16 protein-coding genes are annotated in these 18,201 nt (G+C 39.3%); 3 read left to right on the top strand and 13 right to left on the bottom strand.

From position 1 onward, the window contains the following. Positions 1 to 20: 20 nt before the first annotated feature. The 4 genes from MJG50_RS11460 to MJG50_RS11445 form a co-directional block, all read right to left on the bottom strand. Positions 21 to 1,814 (bottom strand): SpoIID/LytB domain-containing protein, encoded by a 1,794-nt coding sequence (locus MJG50_RS11460; RefSeq protein ID WP_240255885.1) that lies wholly within the window; start codon positions 1,812 to 1,814, stop codon positions 21 to 23. 248 nt (positions 1,815 to 2,062) lie between these two features. Continuing rightward, on the bottom strand, positions 2,063 to 2,887 hold the full coding sequence (locus MJG50_RS11455; protein WP_240255868.1) for a carbohydrate ABC transporter permease: 825 nt from the start codon (positions 2,885 to 2,887) through the stop codon (positions 2,063 to 2,065). 12 nt (positions 2,888 to 2,899) lie between these two features. Next, the gene (locus tag MJG50_RS11450) at positions 2,900 to 3,850 is read right to left on the bottom strand and encodes a carbohydrate ABC transporter permease (protein WP_240255867.1); all 951 of its coding nucleotides are present in this window, start codon (positions 3,848 to 3,850) and stop codon (positions 2,900 to 2,902) included. Positions 3,851 to 3,925: 75 nt separating this feature from the next. Next, complete coding sequence (locus tag MJG50_RS11445) at positions 3,926 to 5,221, bottom strand: ABC transporter substrate-binding protein (protein ID WP_240255866.1); 1,296 nt, start codon at positions 5,219 to 5,221, stop codon at positions 3,926 to 3,928. Positions 5,222 to 5,420: 199 nt separating this feature from the next. On the opposite strand from MJG50_RS11445, the gene MJG50_RS11440 reads away from it, so the two are divergent. The 3 genes from MJG50_RS11440 (at position 5,421) to MJG50_RS11430 (ending at position 9,170) form a co-directional block, all read left to right on the top strand. Further along, positions 5,421 to 6,794 (top strand): dipeptidase, encoded by a 1,374-nt coding sequence (locus MJG50_RS11440; protein WP_240255884.1) that lies wholly within the window; start codon positions 5,421 to 5,423, stop codon positions 6,792 to 6,794. A 379-nt stretch (positions 6,795 to 7,173) separates the two neighbouring features. Further along, the gene (locus MJG50_RS11435; RefSeq protein WP_240255865.1) at positions 7,174 to 8,004 is read left to right on the top strand and encodes a GNAT family N-acetyltransferase; all 831 of its coding nucleotides are present in this window, start codon (positions 7,174 to 7,176) and stop codon (positions 8,002 to 8,004) included. A 632-nt stretch (positions 8,005 to 8,636) separates the two neighbouring features. Next, on the top strand, positions 8,637 to 9,170 hold the full coding sequence (locus MJG50_RS11430) for a GNAT family N-acetyltransferase (protein WP_240255864.1): 534 nt from the start codon (positions 8,637 to 8,639) through the stop codon (positions 9,168 to 9,170). A 78-nt stretch (positions 9,171 to 9,248) separates the two neighbouring features. Here the strand turns inward: MJG50_RS11430 and MJG50_RS11425 are convergent, their stop codons facing one another. From MJG50_RS11425 to MJG50_RS11380, 9 genes are all read right to left on the bottom strand, one after another. Next, a complete protein-coding gene (locus MJG50_RS11425; RefSeq protein ID WP_240255863.1) occupies positions 9,249 to 10,307 on the bottom strand; it encodes a phage baseplate protein in 1,059 nt (352 codons plus the stop codon). A gap of 241 nt (positions 10,308 to 10,548) precedes the next feature. Beyond that, the gene (locus MJG50_RS11420; protein ID WP_240255862.1) at positions 10,549 to 10,860 is read right to left on the bottom strand and encodes a hypothetical protein; all 312 of its coding nucleotides are present in this window, start codon (positions 10,858 to 10,860) and stop codon (positions 10,549 to 10,551) included. Between the two features lie 123 nt (positions 10,861 to 10,983). Then, positions 10,984 to 11,943 carry a LacI family DNA-binding transcriptional regulator gene (locus tag MJG50_RS11415; RefSeq protein ID WP_240255861.1) on the bottom strand — a complete coding sequence of 320 codons (960 nt, stop codon included), beginning with the start codon at positions 11,941 to 11,943 and terminating at the stop codon, positions 10,984 to 10,986. A 337-nt stretch (positions 11,944 to 12,280) separates the two neighbouring features. After that, positions 12,281 to 14,203 carry an ABC transporter permease gene (locus MJG50_RS11405; protein ID WP_240255860.1) on the bottom strand — a complete coding sequence of 641 codons (1,923 nt, stop codon included), beginning with the start codon at positions 14,201 to 14,203 and terminating at the stop codon, positions 12,281 to 12,283. Next, positions 14,187 to 14,972 (bottom strand): ABC transporter ATP-binding protein, encoded by a 786-nt coding sequence (locus MJG50_RS11400; protein ID WP_240255859.1) that lies wholly within the window; start codon positions 14,970 to 14,972, stop codon positions 14,187 to 14,189. The genes MJG50_RS11405 and MJG50_RS11400 overlap by 17 nt, the downstream gene beginning before the upstream one ends. Before the next feature lie 176 nt (positions 14,973 to 15,148). Further along, positions 15,149 to 16,183, bottom strand: a complete 1,035-nt coding sequence (locus MJG50_RS11395) for a sensor histidine kinase (protein ID WP_240255858.1) — start codon at positions 16,181 to 16,183, stop codon at positions 15,149 to 15,151. Positions 16,184 to 16,221: 38 nt separating this feature from the next. Then, positions 16,222 to 16,905, bottom strand: a complete 684-nt coding sequence (locus tag MJG50_RS11390; protein ID WP_275695587.1) for a response regulator transcription factor — start codon at positions 16,903 to 16,905, stop codon at positions 16,222 to 16,224. 70 nt (positions 16,906 to 16,975) lie between these two features. After that, positions 16,976 to 17,413, bottom strand: a complete 438-nt coding sequence (locus tag MJG50_RS11385) for a threonine/serine exporter family protein (protein ID WP_240255857.1) — start codon at positions 17,411 to 17,413, stop codon at positions 16,976 to 16,978. A gap of 15 nt (positions 17,414 to 17,428) precedes the next feature. After that, positions 17,429 to 18,181 (bottom strand): threonine/serine exporter family protein, encoded by a 753-nt coding sequence (locus MJG50_RS11380; protein ID WP_240255856.1) that lies wholly within the window; start codon positions 18,179 to 18,181, stop codon positions 17,429 to 17,431. Between the last annotated feature and the right edge of the window lie 20 nt (positions 18,182 to 18,201).

Raw genomic sequence — 18,201 nt, 5'->3', positions numbered from 1 at the left:
ACAGTGGTCTGTCTTCATCGTTACTTTTTAAAGCTTCCACTTAATACAGACGCGTCTGTTAGTGACATATTTGGGTAATACGCATTTAAAATATGATCGTATGCCCAGCCCTCATTCAATCCAAGGTGTGCTGCACCATATTGGCTCATTCCTACACCGTGACCATTCCCTCCACCGAAGAATGTAACTCCATTTTCTTCGTCAAATTCAAAGCTAAAGAATGCAGAAGGTAATATTGAATAATTCGTTAAAGGTGCTGCAGTGTAATCCTCGCTTCCTGCAGTCGCACGGTGAATGAGTACTGGCGCTCCTAGAGTATCAGAAGACATTGGTCTTATTGTAAACCTAATATTATATTCTTTAATAATTTTGTATGTGCCTGTTGAGCCTTCAATAACAAGCTCCATAATATTTCCGCCATCGCCGCGTTTAGCTACATACATATTGTTAAATTCACCAATTCCTTCAGCAGGGATTGGTAGACTCACAAACTCACCAGCTTCATTTTTTGTTAACACAAAGTTCGGGTCTGCAGCCTGTCTGATACTTAAATTTTTATTAATTGTATTTGCTAATTCTTCCTTTGAAAGACCTATCTTCCATCTGAAGTATGGTGACATACCATCATAACCTGTATAAGACAGTGTTTTATAAAAGCTTAAAACCTCTTGCTCATCTTGAGTATTAATTTCTAGCATTTTGCTAGAATCATTTGGGTCAAACGTGTGACTTTGGGCAATTAAATAGGGTACAGCTTCTCCAGGAAAAGAACCATCACCATCTGCCCAAACTTGATGTTTAGATGCGCCATAACCACCCGATGTTGAGTAATATCTAGCATCTACTAAACTACCATCATTGCTTAACATGATAACTCCCTTCGTTTCTTTTACAGCTTGTGATGTAATTGCATTTTCAGGAGTATTGTTGTAAACCTGACTCATTACACTATCTAGGACAAAATAGCCCTCTTTCGCGAAGCGATCACTTAAGTAATCACCAAGTGCATATGTTCTAGCCGCAACAGCCTGTGCTTTTAATGCATTCAGACCAAATGACGCAGGCATTTCACTTGGGACAACTTGTAATAAATAATCCTCTAAATCCACTTCGTTAATAAGGTTTAATTTGTCTCCTCCTGAGATGGAAGTGATCTCGAATGTCCCTCTGTACGATGGATCAACAGGTGTCCAAACACTTCCTCTCGTAATACTATCAACTGAAATTTTGCCCGCTTCTTCTGTCTTAACATATAGTCGATTTGCAGTTGTCATTAGCTCTGTGTCATCTTCCTTCTTAACAGTTACAGCATGAGAATTAGCTGTGAATGTAATGACTTCTTCTGCGGCAATTGTAAATGATTGATTTGCTACCTTATCAATTACTTCAAGTCCGGTTGGAGAGCTTAATTTGATTTCACTGTGATCCGTAGAAGCAAAGTTAGTTGTCATGATACCTACTCTCATCGTATCTACAGGTGTAGGTCCATTAATGTTAATTTTTGTGATTTCATTTTTATGATTAACTCTTACAGAAATATTTTCCGCACCTACTCTTACATCATTAAGTGTCTTTTTGTATTTTTTACCATTAACTTCTTGTGTAATTTGAACATTTTTAGCAAGTTTAAACTCCCCATGGAGCTCTAACTCAAGTGTTAAGTTACCTGTATCCTTCGCCATAATTTTTTCTGAATATAAGTCCCATGACCTTTCTGCAGAAGCATTTGCTTGTCCAAAAAATGCTTGTGGAAAAATGCTGAATACTAATCCAATGATAGCTAGAAGACAAACGATTCTTTTCCCCTTTTTCATAAACACTTCAAAAACCTCCTTAATGATTTTTAATATGATACCGCTTTCTTTTTTGATTGGAGTTGACCTCAAACTCCTTTTTAACTAGTAATCTACTATAAGTATATGTACTAGATTTATAAGAGGTCAACATAATATTTTAATTTTTTAGAAATATAGGTAAAATTTCATTTCAATCTTATGGATTTTAAATTTTGTCATCTCATTTTTTAGTGCTAACGAACTATTTGAAGAAAAAATAATACCACTTATTTAACCGCTCCTGCTGTCAGTCCATCCATAAATTGCTTTGACGCAACAAAAAATAAAATAATCATCGGGAGAGAGGACAAGGTCAATCCAGCGAACAATGCTCCCCAGTCCGCGGAATACTCTCCAAATAACGACAACATACCGACCGGGATTGTCTTTTTCATCTCATCTGTAATGAAGATTAATGGGAAAAAGAAGTCATTCCATGCCTGAATAAAATTAATAATCATTACTGTACCTAATGCCGGTCTCATCAGCGGTAGGACGACATTCCATAAAATCCGTAAATCTGTCGCACCATCAATCCGTGCTGCTTCCTCAAGCTCTGTAGGCATTGTTCTGAAAAATCCAGTTAAGATTAAAATAGAAAGTGGAATTCCCTGTGCGGTATACATCATGATGAGTGACCACAAAGAGTTTGTTAAACCTAAATCCTTCATTAAAAGAAACAGTGGTACAATTCCCAATTTGATTGGGATCATCATCCCCATTAAAAAGAAGAAAAATAATAGATTATTCCACCAAAATGTATACCTTGCAATATAAAATGCTGCTAATGAAGTTGTGATTAAAATGAGTAAAACAGAAGTCACACTCACAAAAACACTATTATAAAAATAAGTCATAAATGGAATTTGATCTAAAAGCTTTTGATAAGGCTCTAAACTAAAGCTTTTAGGCCATGATAGTGGATTCATAAATATTTCCGCACTTGGTTTGAAGGATGAAAGAATCATTAGTATGATTGGATATAGACTTATAGAGGCAAACAAAAAGGCAATCATATAATAAATGGGTCTAGTCCATATCGTTTGTTTCACCTTATATCCCCCCTACATATCTACTTGTTTTTTCTGCATAATCTTTAACAAGATCGCTGTAAATGTACATATAAAGACAAATAATACAACAGCTAGAGCTGATCCGAGTCCAATTGCTGTAGAATCGCCTGTAGATCCACCAAATGCTAGACGGTAAAAATATACAGCTAACGTATCAGTTGAACGATATGGTTCACCTTGAGAACCTTGCATTGCATATACAAGTTCAAATGCTTCGAAAGATTGAATGAATGTTAACACTGTCAAAATCATGATCGAGGGCATCATAAGTGGCAGTATTATTCTTTTTAACATCTTAAATCCCTTTGCACCATCTAATGTAGCAGCTTCTATCAATTCTTTCGGAATCGATTGTAAACCTGCTAAAAAGATCAATACTGCAAACCCAATTCCAAACCAACAGTTTACTAAAATAATAGAAATAAGAGCTGTCTTCGGATCACCCAACCATGCCTTTTGAAGTGAATCAAATCCAAACTTTCCTAAAATAACATTCAGTGCACCAAAGTTAGGATTCATAATTAACTTCCATAAAAACCCCACAATAATGACTGACAATAATCTCGGGAGGAAATATGCAATTTTGAAGAACTCTGCACCTCGAATTTTTTTATAAATAATGAACGCAAGTAAGAATGCTATTCCATTCTGAACAATCATCTGCACGATAAAATATAAAATATTATGCTCGAACGCATTCCAAAACATCCCGCTAAATGGTTGAAGAGTAAAAAGGTCCTTATAGTTTGCTAGACCAATAAAAACACCCTTCTTAATCCCGTTCCAATCAAAGAAACTATAAGAAAGAGCTGCAAGTAGGGGATATACTATAAATAAGCCGTAGATAACTAGGGCGGGAATAGGGAAAAGATGGACTTTCCATCCCTTCCGCTTCCTATGTTTAGTCTGCTTACTTACATTAGTACTTATTTCTGTTCGCATATTCACCGCCACCTTACCAGTTCTTATATCCAGCACCTGTGCTTGTTTGAGTCTCACAAGGCGCTTACGCTTTTCTTATTGAAACGGTTCGAACCATGTTTCTGCACTTTCTTGAACCTTTTTAGCTACATCCTCAGGTGTTTGCTCACCAAGATACATCCCCTGAAGCTCAAGTTCTAATGTTGCTTTTGAAGTTGGATTACCACTAGCAAAATGAACAACAAACATATAAGGGGTTGAGATTGTATTTGCAGCTTCACTTAACCCATTTACTAGTTCATCCTCGGATTGTACTCCTGGAATGGCACTTATCATTTTAAATTCCTTTGTAAATAACTCCCCAAATTCTTTTGTTGTTAAAAATTGCAGAAATTTCTTTGCTTCATCTTTATGCTTAGAATTTGCGTTAATTGCAAATGATCCATCAACCCAGGCTGTAATTGTCGGATCTTTTCCAACTGCAGAAGGCATTGGGAAGAATCCAAAATCTAGATCAGGGTTCATGCTACGCACAACTTCAATTTCCCAGCTTCCCATAGGGAACATGGCAGCTTTCTCAGTAAAAAATAATGTCCGAATATCCTCCATACCAAGTCCTTCATAATTGTCAGGGAAGTATGTTTTTAGTTCATCCATTGCTTTAATTGAATTAATAAATTCAGTACTTGTAAAATCAGTTTCACCTGCAGTAATTTTATCTACAAATTCATTGCCACCATAATGTGCTGGTCCAAACATACCGTGAGCCGCTGATAATAACCAACCTTCTTTTGAACCTAACGCAATCGGAGTAATACCTTCTTCTTTAATTTTTTCATTTAACGAGATAAACTCATCCCAAGTCTTTGGAATATCTAATCCTAATTCTTTAAAAATCTTTTTATTATAAAACATTTGGGTCGTACTTAAGTTAAGTGGTACACCATATTGCTTTCCGTCAGATCCTTTGGAAGCTGCTAAAAATTCCTCTGGGAATGCATCTAGTCCTTCTAATCCATCTAACGGTTCAACAAAACCAGCATCTGCTAGTGCAATACCAGGTGCATATGGACGTAGGTGGAAAATATCTGGACCTTCTCCGCTTTGTAATGCTGTGTTAAGAATCGTATTGTATTCTGTATTCTTTGAAGGCTTAAATTCTACTTTAATATCTGGATTTTCTTTATTGAACGCCTCAATAACCTTCGCATACGCTGCAGTATCTTCAGTTCTCCAGCTTCCAATTGTTAATGTTACAGTTTCTTTCCCTTTGCCATCACCATCATTGTCATCTGTTTTTCCAGATGCCCCCTCATCCTTTGAACAAGCTGAGGCTAATACTAAAATGAATGCAAAAAGAACGACTAACCATGTTTTTCTAAATTTTTTCATACTTCATAACCCCCTTATATTTTTACAATGAAAGTAGATTAATACTTTTATATGAAATATCATTTCAAATTAAAACAATATATATAAAATTATATTTTGTTGATATTCAATTGTATGAATGAATTTTTAGGAAATGAAGGAATACATAAGATTTGCGACGAAATATATTATACATACAACATTTTAGGGAGGCTTCAACATTAACGATAATATCCAAACCTATCTAAAAGAAAATCGAGACGCTCATTTAAATGAGCTTTTTGAATTGCTTTCTATTCCAAGCATTAGTGCATTACCTAATCATAAGGAAGATGTCAGCCATGGTGCATCTTGGGTTGCAGCAGCTTTGAAAAAAATCGGGATGGAGAATGTAACGATCTACCCTACAAAAGGACATCCGGTTGTATATGGGGATTGGTTGCATGCAGAAGGGAAACCGACCATTCTTATCTATGGACATTATGATGTACAACCAGTTGACCCGCTTCACTTATGGGACAGCCCTCCGTTTGAACCTGATATCCGAGATGAAAAGCTTTATGCGAGGGGAGCTAGTGATGATAAAGGGCAAACCTTTATGCATTTGAAAGCATTGGAGGCCATTTTCAAGACAGAAGGGGCTTTACCTCTTAATTTCAAATTTTGTATCGAGGGTGAAGAAGAAGTAGGAAGTCCTAATTTACCTGCATTTGTCGAAGAAAACAAAGAGCTTCTAGCAGCAGATGTAATTGTGATTTCAGATACTGGCATGCTGGAGCGCGGGAAGCCAACGATATGTTATGGGGTTCGCGGATTATGCGGCCTTCAAATTGATGTGAAGGGTGCGAATGGTGACTTACATTCCGGACTGTATGGCGGTGGCATTCACAATCCGATTAATGCTCTCGTTCAATTGGTCAATTCATTCCATAATGAGCATGGGGAAGTAATCGTTGAGGGCTTTTATGAAAAGGTGCTATCTCTGACTGATGAAGAGAAACAGGCATTTTCAGATCTTAACTTTGATGAGGAAAAGCAGCGACAAGAATTAGGTGTACCCGCCCTTTATGGAGAAAAAGGGTACAGTTATCTTGAAAGAACCTGGGTCCGTCCGACACTTGATGTGAATGGAATCTATGGTGGATTCCAAGGTGATGGAATCAAAACAGTTATTCCGGCGGAGGCCCATGCAAAAATCACATGTCGCCTTGTACCTAACCAGGATCCTGATGAAATTGTTGAACTGTTAAAGCAGCATATCGAGGTGAACAAACCAGCTGGTGTTGAAGTGGATATCACTGTGTTTGATAAAGGCGCACCATATGTAACACCATTTGACCATCCTGCCATTCAAGCGGCAAGCCGTGCATATGAAGCGGTGTATCGTGTACCAACCTCTTATACTCGTGGTGGCGGCTCCTTACCAATCATCGCAACATTAGATGAGGTATTACACGCACCAATCGTATTAATGGGCTTTGGTTTGCCTACTGAAAACTTCCATGCGCCAAACGAGCATTTCCACCTAGAAAATTTCGATAAAGGCTTGGAAACTCTTTGTACGTATTGGTTTGAACTGGAGAAATCTTTATAGGATAAAACAGGATGTCCGATCTACCACTGCTCACATCCCATTTTGTTTTGTTAATTCGCTATTTAGAGGAAGGGATTCGGCGTTAGCGTCCAGAATTCGCCGTTACGGAATTTAATTCGGCGGTAGCGTCCAGAATTCGCCGTTACGGATTTTAATTCGGCGTTAGCCACTGGAATGCAATGTAGCCAACTTTATTTTTCTAATTACCAAATCAGAATTACATTTCATATTGGATTAAAAGGGATTTATATTTTATTTACAGAATATAATAGTAGCAAATTTTCAAGGGGGTGTTTTGTAGCGAATAGACGTAATGCATTTCTGTATTGATTGTTTTTCTATGAAGCAAAATACAATACAGATTGTGAGGAAGTAGAACATGATATATACATTAAAACCTGAAGAATTTCACAACGTAAAGCCGTTATTCCCTAGTCTTGAAGACCACCCTGTAATAAACGGAGTTATAAATAAAAATAATCTCGGCTCGGTTTTTGTTGATCACCCCTTCTCGCCAAAAACTGCATTCATTTGGGCAAAAAATGAGATCTTTTTTCTCGTTGGGGATATCAGGAATCAGCGATTTAATGAGGAGTTAGAGCCATTCATTGCATCTAACATAAGAACTGAAGCTCTTGAAAATGGAGAGGACTATTTTAACTTAGAAATTTTTCCGAATCATGAATGGGACGAATCCATTGCTTCTATTTTTAAATATGTGAAATTAAGCCAGGGTGCACGGGTACCTTTCATTTTTCATAAGGACTGGTATAAACGCTGCGAAATGAAGATTAACGATGGGTATAAGGTAATGCAAATTGATGATTCAGTCATCGAACAGGATTCCGAGAATGTCATACGAGATGAAATTTTAAAGTTTTGGGATTCGCTTGAGATGTTTTTCGAAAAGGGATTTGGTTTCGTTGTCGTGAAAGGGTCTGAAGTTATTGGTTCCTGTATTTCAGTCTTTGTAAGTAAGAACGAATACGAAATCGGAATTAATACATACAAGACAGAGCATCGTGGTAAGGGGCTTGCGACTGCTATGGCACGAAAATTTATTGATGAGTGTCTGCAACGCGGTGGTACTCCACATTGGACAACAGAGGATTTTCGCAAAGACTCGGTTGCGATTGCGAAAAAAGTAGGCTTTGAACAGCTAGAAAATTATCCAGTTTTTTATCTACCATTTAAAGAATTTGTACTATAAACATCAAATTAGGTGGCCGAACATATCGGCTCACCTTATTTTATTTTAAAGTGATTTATCGCTAATGAATCATTCACATATGTCTTTTCTAGGAGCCCCTATTGGACTTATGGTGACCAATGGACCCCGGTTTCAACCGACACGGGAACCATTCAACACCTATAGTGACCGCTAACCCCTAGTTTCACTCGACATGGGCACCATTCACTACCTATGGTGACCGCCGGACCCTAGTTTCACCCAACATGGGCACCATTCAACACCTATGGTGACCGCTAACCCCTAGTTTCAACCGATACGGGAACCATTCGCTACCTATGGTGACCGCCAGACCCTGGTTTCACCCAACATGGGCACCATTCAACACCTATAGTGACCGCTAACCCCTAGTTTCAACCGACAAGGGCACCATTCAACACCTATGGTGACTGCTGGCCCTTGGTTTCACCCGACATGAGCACCGGTATAATAGAATTAAAATAATGAAAGAGGAAGATAAGATGAAAATCGAGTTGCAGAATGCAAGCAAGGATGAGGAGTCAATTCTATATAATGTAATGCAATATTATAATTGTATTCCAAATCCTACGAATATAAAATGTTAGTAATCATTTTAATAGGAGGTTTACATAATGAAAAGGATAGAGACAGAGAGACTTTTACTTCGTTCACTTAAGATAGAGGATGCTGAGCGAGTTGAGGAATTAGCAAGCGACTATGATATTGCAAAAACAACATTGAATATTCCCCATCCGTACCCTGAAGGATCTGCAGCTCCATTTATTAAGAGTATGCTAGAAGCAGAAAAGGAAAACAAAATGGCCACATTTGCAATTATCGAAAAATCCTCTTCATCTTTGATTGGAACGATGAGTATTGGAAACAATACCGAACATAAACGAGGAGAACTTGCCTATTGGATTGGAAAACCCTATTGGGGAAAAGGCTATGGAACAGAGGCAGCAAAAGCTGTCATTCGATATGGGTTTGATGAATTTGGCCTACAAAAAGTCTTTGCTGCGGCTTTTACTGATAATCCTGGCTCATGGAGAATTATGGAGAAAATCGGTATGAAGCATGAAGGCACCCTTCGCAATCATGTTATAAAATGGGGCAAATCAGTTGACCTTCATTACTATGGAATTTTAAAAGAGGAATTAAAATAATGGTATAGATAGGTGTTAATTAATTGGGTTAACACCTATCTTCTATAAAGTATATGTACATGGGAAATAAATTTAGTTCTACTTACTTTTTCCGGGAACAAGTTTATCTACATAATAAATATTGCTCAACCTTTTTGGGCTGGAATTAGAAGCAAAACCAACACTTAAATGTGCCTTGTTAGGATGTTTTAAATCTGGAATACGTATGGCCAATCCTTCTGGTTCCCTAAATGTGAGATTGTTGCCACCCTTGAAAAGCTTTCTTTCTACAACTTTACCAGTATTTAAATCTACCGATGTAATATATGTATTTCCGTTTGGCTTAACTGAACCATTATTGCCATATGCACTACCATCTAACAAATATAAATACCCGCCATAAGAAGCAAAGCCTTGGAATATCCCCATGGGTGGTTGTGGGACATCTGCTAGAGGAGTATATTTACCTTGTTTGACATCATCTAAATCATATACTCCGAAACGAAAAGATCCGCCTAACTGATAACGCATTGTTAACAGCTTATTGATAGGATCAATATTAACGGTTGTACGATTAGCTCCTTCTATGAGTCTATGCTTTTCTACCGCAGATGAATTAGGAGTCAATACAGCCCCATTCCTAAATTTAAATCTCGCAAGCTGAGTTCCCCATCCAGCCTTTGAATCTGTCTCCGTCCATAAATACGGTGTGATACCAACAGTTTCTACACCAATTTGCACACCATGACCAAATCCCTTTAGGAACATATAGCCTAATTTATTCCCTTTCATATCCAACTTAGTCAGTGTTAAGTCCCCATTTGAGGACCTAGTTTCACCACTTACCTTTTTATTTTCTCCGCGGAGCCTTTGCCCTCCTTCCATTAATTGTACTACATAGATATGTTTATTTTTGTTATCAAAAGCAAAGGATTGCAATACGGTCCCATTATGTAATTTTTTATTACGAATCAATTCTGTTGCTTGATCTGTCAAATCAAATACTGCCGATTTCGGTACTTGTTGTTTTGCACTGATAGTTGATGGTAATACCGTAACTACCCCCATTAGTACCATCCCTACAATCGTCCTTAAAATTAAACCTTTCTTAAATACTCGATTATTTATCAAGATCCCCTTTTTATTAAAACCTTCCATATATAAACCTCCACCGTTTATAAAAATTCTACCATTTGGTGTTTTATATATATTTTACCACCTAATATGTTATTCTGATAAAGTTTTTTGTATATATATAGTTTAAGAGGAAGAAAAAAAAGCTTGTTTCCAAGCTTTCTTTTTTCTATATCATCATCATCGGGTAATGTAACAGGGCAAATTGGGAATCACTTTGGGGCTTCTTAAACAAAGTGAAACAAATATCCACTTGTTACACCTTTCATTTGCAATATATGCGAATAATTTTATCAAGTAGGGGATAAAAACGACTTAACTTCTCTTCCCTAATCCATCTTAAACAGATTGTCTCATTACCAACTTTAAGCTGTTTCCGATCAAGATTAGGTATTTCTTTGTCTTTAAACCAGAATGAATAGCTTTCTTTAAAACCAAGAGGTTGATTAGATACAAGGAGCAAACGTTTATTCGTGAGAAACAAAGATCCATAGACATATTGAATACCACTGTTATCGATTTCAAACAAACCCTCAAGTGTAGCAATCTCAAACTCCCCGAACTTAAATTCTTCCACTTTATAACCTCCTAATGTTCTTCATACATTTGTTCTAAAGTATGAAAACATTTTCAGGTCAAGAGGAAAATAAAAAAAAGCTTGTGTACAAGCTTTTTTAATAATTGATGGGATTTTTAATTGTTAACGTACGATTAACTCCGCCTTAATCGGAATTTTTGAAGTCCCTCCATTTTTAAACAATGAAAATGCCATATTTCCTATTTCCTCAATATGTTGATCGATTGTTGAAATATTCAATACTTCAGATATCGGTTGATTATCTGCTCCAATGACTGAAATTGATATATTTTCATTTTTTGCTTGTAAAAGAACACCCGCTGCCACTTCATCCCCATTCACAAGTATAACCGAAGGGATACAATCAAGATTAACCAACTCTCTTACAATATTTTTCCCATCTTCCATTGAAAAACAATCGTAAACTATCCAATCTGGATTAAGTTCGATTCCAGTTTCATTCAAAAAAGCTCGATATGCCCGTAGTCTTTCTTTCGTATTCATACTCATATGCCGACCGATACTATATCCAATTTCAGTATGGCCTTGGCTGTGGACATAGTGAAGAGCGTCTTTGTACGTTTGATAATAATCAATATACACACATGGAATATCATGCTCCGTATATTCACAGGTGACGATTGGACCGTATTGCAAAAATGGGATAATTACATCCCATTCGTTCGCTCGTGAACAAAGAATGACTCCATCAATTTGTTTCGATCTAAGCATTTGAAAATAATTCATTTCTAGCTTTGGATCATAATTAGTAGGACATAATAAAGGTGTATATCCACTTTGAATCGCTTCTTCAATGATTCCTTCAACAAGGGTTTGGAAAAAAGGGTGATTAATATAAGGGACAATCACCGCAATCGTATTCGTCTTCCCCTTAACTAGATGTATCGCATTTGTATTTTGCTTATAATCCAATTGTTGAATAACTTCCTCAACCTTTTTTCGCTTATCCTTTGCAACATAAGGATGACCATTTAATACTCTAGAAACAGTTGTAATCGAAACATTTGCTAATCTCGCAATATCTTTAATTGTTGGCTTCATGGCATTCATTCCTTTTTTCAAGAGTAGATATCCACAGCACTACTTAATTACGTTTCTTCAAACTTATTTTCCGTGTAACTTGATTAATAACCTCCGAAATAACGAGTCCAAATGCAATCGATCCGGAAATCATAAATGCTCTTGCAGCCATTTCTAGTGCAGTGGCATAATCATATCATTTTCAACAAATTGCCGCATCTTTAATCGGGTCAATGGTTAACGAGCGCGATTGTAAAACAAAAAAATCGATTCCCTGTACGATAAGGAATCGATTTTTTAGGTTGGAAATATGCTTAGCGTACAAAATGTCCGAAATGTTGGCGATACCCCATATAGTTTATCCACCTTTAAGTGATGGTTATGACATAACGCTTTTTACAATGTTGCGGTAGTAGCCTATGGTAAACAGAGCGAATATAAAATAGATAACCGTGTAACTCGACATGGCGATAGTTGCCGGAAACATGGTGTCCGACCGGATCATAAATGAAGCCGCCTTGATAGCAAAGATCGAATGCAGCATACCGATCGATAGAGGGAGAAGGAACACGATCACTTGCTTTCGTATAATGCCTTTCATGATCATATTCACGTCAAACCCGAGCTGACGCAACGTCTTAAAGCTTTGCTTTTCCTGCTCGGCTTCGGTCATTTGCTTGAAGTACAAGATGCTGCCGGTTGAAATCAAAAAGACAAGTCCAAGGAAAGCTGCGATGAAAATGAGCAAGCCTGTCAGCTCCAGCACTTTTTTGTACTGCGCATAGTAATCATACTTTAATGGTTCGTCATTGTCGTATTTTTCGTATATTGAGGAAGCTATGGCGAGCTCTTCCTTGTCCGGAACTTGATACGTATCAAAGTGAATTTTTTTATAATTAGGCGTACCGGCCATTTGTTCTGCGATTTTGTCCATCGTCGCTTCTGACACTAGCAGCTGACTGCCGGGAGCATTTAAATTCACGATGTTCCTTTCCCTCAATGACCTCAATGTATACATAACGGTCTGTCCATGCTGCTTCAGCTCTATTTCGGTTGGATATCGCTTCGACTGCTCATCTAAGTCCCCGGCAAGTGAGGCCCCAGCATCGTACAAAATGGCTTCACCATCTGGCGGCACAATGAGGTCTGCGCCTGTTTGTTTAAGCTGTTCGGCTGGAAGCCATAACAAACTTTCTTCAAACTTGTAGGATTCGTCATTCGGATCAAGGATGATGCCCATCGTCAGAACTGCTTCAACGACGTGGTGATTAACATCGATGCCTTCCTTCTCCAGCTCCATCTTGAACGACAGCGCCTCCTGCGGATCGTTTTCAAACATAAAATCATAAGGGAGATCACGGCGAGTCTCATGCTCTACGGAGTAGTAGAAGGAGTAAGCCATGGAAATCAGCGTGATAGTCATGGCCGACAACAACGTAATCAAGGCAAGTGAGTTGGCATTTGCTTTCGTATGGTGCATCAGCGGAGCCATCGACAGGCTGTTTGTTAAGCCTAGGTGTCCATTTTTACGTTTGCGGAACTGGTAAAAGCACCATCTGATCGTAACGTGAAACAATAAGTAAGTCCCTGTAACGATAGATCCGAGCATCAATAGTGCGTTGGGGAATAACTCTTTATCGATATGACCCGATAATTCATAGCCGTATCCAATCAGCGCCAGACCGAGCAGGGCGAAAATAGCAGATGCCACCGCTTTAGGCGGCTTAGTGAGATCAGGCCGCTTGTCAGCTTGAAACAGATTCAGAAGGGTGCTGCGATAAACCGTCAGCATCATCTGAATGGAAGTGATGACGATGATGAGAAGATAGACCATCGCCGTTTTAAAAACCGCTGTTACGGAGAAGCTGATGCCGACAATCCCTTCTAAGCCGAGCAGATTCAGCAAAATCAGGACGAACAACCTTGAAATCAACGCGCCGCAAATGATCGCAATAAGTAGTGCACCCAAGCCAAGCAATATATTCTCGATTATTAGATATCGGGCTACCCAGCCTTTGGAAAGACCAATCAGCTGATATAGTCCGATTTCTCGACTGCGCCGACGCAGGAAAATGCCATTGGCCGAGACAGTAAAGATCCCAACGATCACAATCAGCATGACTCCCGCAATTTGAAAGAAGACAACGCTCGTATTTGTCATATTCTGAACAGCCTGATCGTGCTGTAGTGAGGTGAAGACAAAATACAGGCTCATACTAAAGATCAGCGCAAAGAAGTACAAATAATAATGCTTCACATTTTGCCGCATGCTGCGAAGCGCTAATTCAAAAACTGTCAACATGGTCGCCCCCCAGTACAGCCTGCACGTCCATAATTTCATTAAAGAAGGCATGTCTTGTTTTATCGCCTCGGTACAGCTCGGAATAAATCTTCCCATCTCTTAAAAACACAACACGGCTGCAATAGCTGGAGGCTACCGGATCATGGGTCACCATGACAACTGTGACGCCTCGCTGCTGATTCACCTTCTCCATCACGTCCAGTAACGAGGAAGCGGATTTGGAATCCAGTGCACCGGTCGGTTCGTCCGCAAACACGATCGAAGGCTGGTGAATCAGAGCGCGCCCGGCAGCTGTCCGTTGTTTCTGGCCTCCTGATATTTCATGCGGATATTTGTACGACAGTGCTTTAATGTCAAGTACATCGGCGATGGCTGTGAACTCGCTTTCCGCTTTCCGCTTGCTCATTTTGCTAAGGGAGAGCGGCAGCAGTATATTTTCCTTCACCGTCAACGTGTCCAGTAGATTGTAATCCTGGAAGATGAATCCCAGCTTGTTGCGACGAAAGGCGGAAAGCGCGGTATTACTCAGCTTGGAGATATCTGCGTCATCGATTAAAACCGTTCCGTCCGTAGTATGATCAATCGTGGCTAAGACGTTAAGCAATGTCGTCTTGCCTGAGCCGGAAGGGCCCATAATGCCGACAAATTCACTGCGGGTGACGCGTAAATCTATTCCTTTTAAAACATGCTGTGCATTTCCTTTATTACCATATGTTTTGTGGATATTTCGTGCTTGTAATACGGTTTCTCCTATATTCAACTGATCCATAACGTACCTCCAAATTATAATTGTTGCTTGATGATAGCTTTATTATACGGTTGGATTTTCCGCTAGTCGTACGTTTTACATGACAATCTGGCAAGACAACGTGACAATATCGTCAGGTTCACTATTCCACAAAAAAAAACAGCAGGGAGCAATCCCGACTGCTTCATAGCTAGATATTACTCGCCCGCCCCTCTTCTGACAGCTTCGAATGCGTTGGGATCAACAAAGATCATTCGCGTCACCGTACCTTTCGTTTGACCGGGTTGCGCTTTGAGGGTAATTCCTATTTTATCTGCAACAGTTTTTGCAAGATAGAGCCCAAGTCCGGTCGCTGTGTTTTGAATCCTGCCATTTTCTCCCGTGAAGCCTTTGTCAAAGATACGCGGCAATTCGTGCGGCTGTATTCCCGGTCCTTCATCAATGACATCCAAAAAGACTTGGCCTGTCACCGTTACATCCGTCACGATCCTAAGTGCCGTATTCGCAGGATTATATTTCACGGCATTCGTCAACAGTTGCCGAAGGATGAAGCGGCACCATTTTCGATCTGTAATGGCCTTTACATCCGTTCCTTCGATACTGACCGCCAGATTTTTTTCCATACACCATGGCGCAAGCTCCCGTACTTCTTCCGCAGCAAGGCGCTGTATGGAGGTCAATTCAAGAACATAGTCTGATTCGATCGCGGGCAGACGTGTCATATATAGCTGACGGTCGACCAACAAATACACCCGCAACCATTCCGCATCAATTTTACGTATTTCCGGATCACTTGGCAGGGCATCCAGGATTAGCTTCATGGTGGTGAGAGGAGTCTTCACCTCATGGATCCACGATGCCGTAAATTCATTCTCGATCAGTTGAGTTTCCTTATAGTCAGAAAGCTTTCGTTTGAACTGAAGGGAGGCCTCCCGTAAGATGTCGTTGGTCATCTGATCTAGGCCGTCCCCAGGCTCAGGAAGTGTTTCAATCCAGTCTAAGGCCATGTCTTCCTGCAAAGCAGCCAACGCGGCCGCATATTTTGTCTCTCTTTTGAAGCGCCATATAAAAAACAGGAGAAAGGACAGAATAAATGAGGCGTTAAAATAAAGGAGAGAAGTAGACGTGACCTGGATGCCTTGATCAAGCAGGATCAGAGCATTGGCTAAGCCGAGCAAGCCGGCAGACAGTAAAATCCAGCTTTTCCTTGCATCAACATAACGGATAAACATAGCACGGTTCCCCCTATCAGTACATGTACATAATCTCTCTATAAAGTGATGGCCATATAACCCATCCCTTTTTTTGTCACAATAGCGTCTATCAAATCGATCGTCTCCAGCTTCTGCCGCAAACGGGTTATATTCGCCGTGAGGGTATTGTCGTTCACAAACTGCTCGTCCTCCCACAGCTTTCGTATCAAGTCATGACGCGAGATAATGACATTATTCGATTTCACGAGCGTGATCAGTATAAAAAATTCGTTTTTTGTTAAATCCACGTCTTTCCCAGCGTTTCGAATTACACCCCGATTCAAATCAATCAAGGCGCCGTTCCATTCAAGAATATTTGATTGCTCTTCGCCATAAGCATATGTCCTCCGGAGAACAGCTTGAATTTTAGCATAAAGCACGTCTGTATGAAACGGTTTCTGGATGAAGTCGTCCGCCCCCATGTTCAGTGCCATGACCATATCCATTGGGTGATCGCGGGAGGAAAGGAAAATAATTGGTACTTTTGATACAGCTCGAATCTCGCGACACCAATGAAATCCGTCAAATTTCGGGAGTGTGACATCCATGATGACGAGCTGAGGCTGTTGTTCAAGAAATGAACGCATCACACCTTCAAAATCATCTGGTCTCGTGACCTGGAACGACCAAGCCTCTAGACCTTTCTTCAACGCAGCAAACAAAGCATCATCATCTTCAACAACAAATATGTTTATCTTCATCGAGCCAGCCTCCTAGTATCGCAAATTAGTATTCATTCCTTTTTTCAAGGGTTGATATCCATAGCACTACTTAATTAAGCTTCTTCAAACTTATTTTTCGTGTAACTTGATTAATAACCTCCGAAATAACGAGTCCAAATGCAATCGAACCGGAAATCATAAATGCTCTTGCAGCCATTTCTAGTGCAGTGGCATAATCATTTTCTACAAAATGCCGCATTGCATCATATGCCATCCCACCGGGAACAAGAGGAATGATTCCCGCAACACTAAAAATAATGACAGGTGTTCGGTACTTTTTTGCAAAAAAGTGGCTAATGATTGCGATAATGAATGAAGCAATTAATGTGGCGACAACCGCATCAACTTCCTCATTACTCAAATATTTATAAAAACCCCAACCTACCATACCAACAAACCCACATTGAATCAGTGACTTTCTTGGGGCGTTAAATATAATACCGAATGCAGCTGAAGAAATAAAACTTGTTATAAGTTGATAAATCATCGTAAATCCCTTTCCTTAAAAAAGTGCTAGTACAACTGCAACTCCGGTCCCAATTGCAAATGCAGTTAAAAAGGCTTCCGCTCCTTTTGATAGGCCTGATACGAGGTGGCCGGCAATTAAATCTCTAACTGCATTCGTTATGAGTAGACCGGGAACGAGAGGCATAACTGAACCGATGATAATTTTATCCAACTCTTGACCGGTTCCTGTCTTCACAAACAAATAAGCAACCACACCGATAATAAAGGATGCTAGAAATTCAGCAAAAAAGCGCAGCTCTACAAAACGGTGAATATACACAAAACAAGTAAACCCAATCCCACCTGTTATAACAGCTGGAATAAAATCATACCAGCTACCCATGAACATAATTGTAAAGCATCCACTTGCAATTGCAGATGCGATAATTTGAATCCAAATCGGGTAGGCGTGATTACTTGATTCAACTTGCTTTAATTGTTTAATCGCTATCTCAAAGTTAATATCTCCGCTACTTATTTTTCGTGAAATATCATTAACCTGTGTTACCTTTTCCAAATCAGTAGATCTTGCTGATATCCGAATAAGCTTAGTCGGTTCTTGGCCATTTATTGAAAAAATAATCCCAGTTGGTGTTACATAACTATGAGTATCATGCAAACCATATGAAGCCGCAATTCTTGTCATTGTGTCTTCAACTCGATAAGTTTCCGCACCGCTTTGCAGCATTATTTTTCCCGCTAACAGACATAAATCAACTATTTCATATGATTGTAGTTCATTTTTCATAACATCGCTCCAACACATAC

This window comes from Fredinandcohnia quinoae (assembly GCF_022427965.1).
Lineage (GTDB): Bacteria > Bacillota > Bacilli > Bacillales > Bacillaceae_L > Ferdinandcohnia > Ferdinandcohnia quinoae.
The sequence above is the reverse complement of the archived record's forward strand: the minus strand, read 5'-3'. Positions and strand labels throughout refer to the sequence as shown.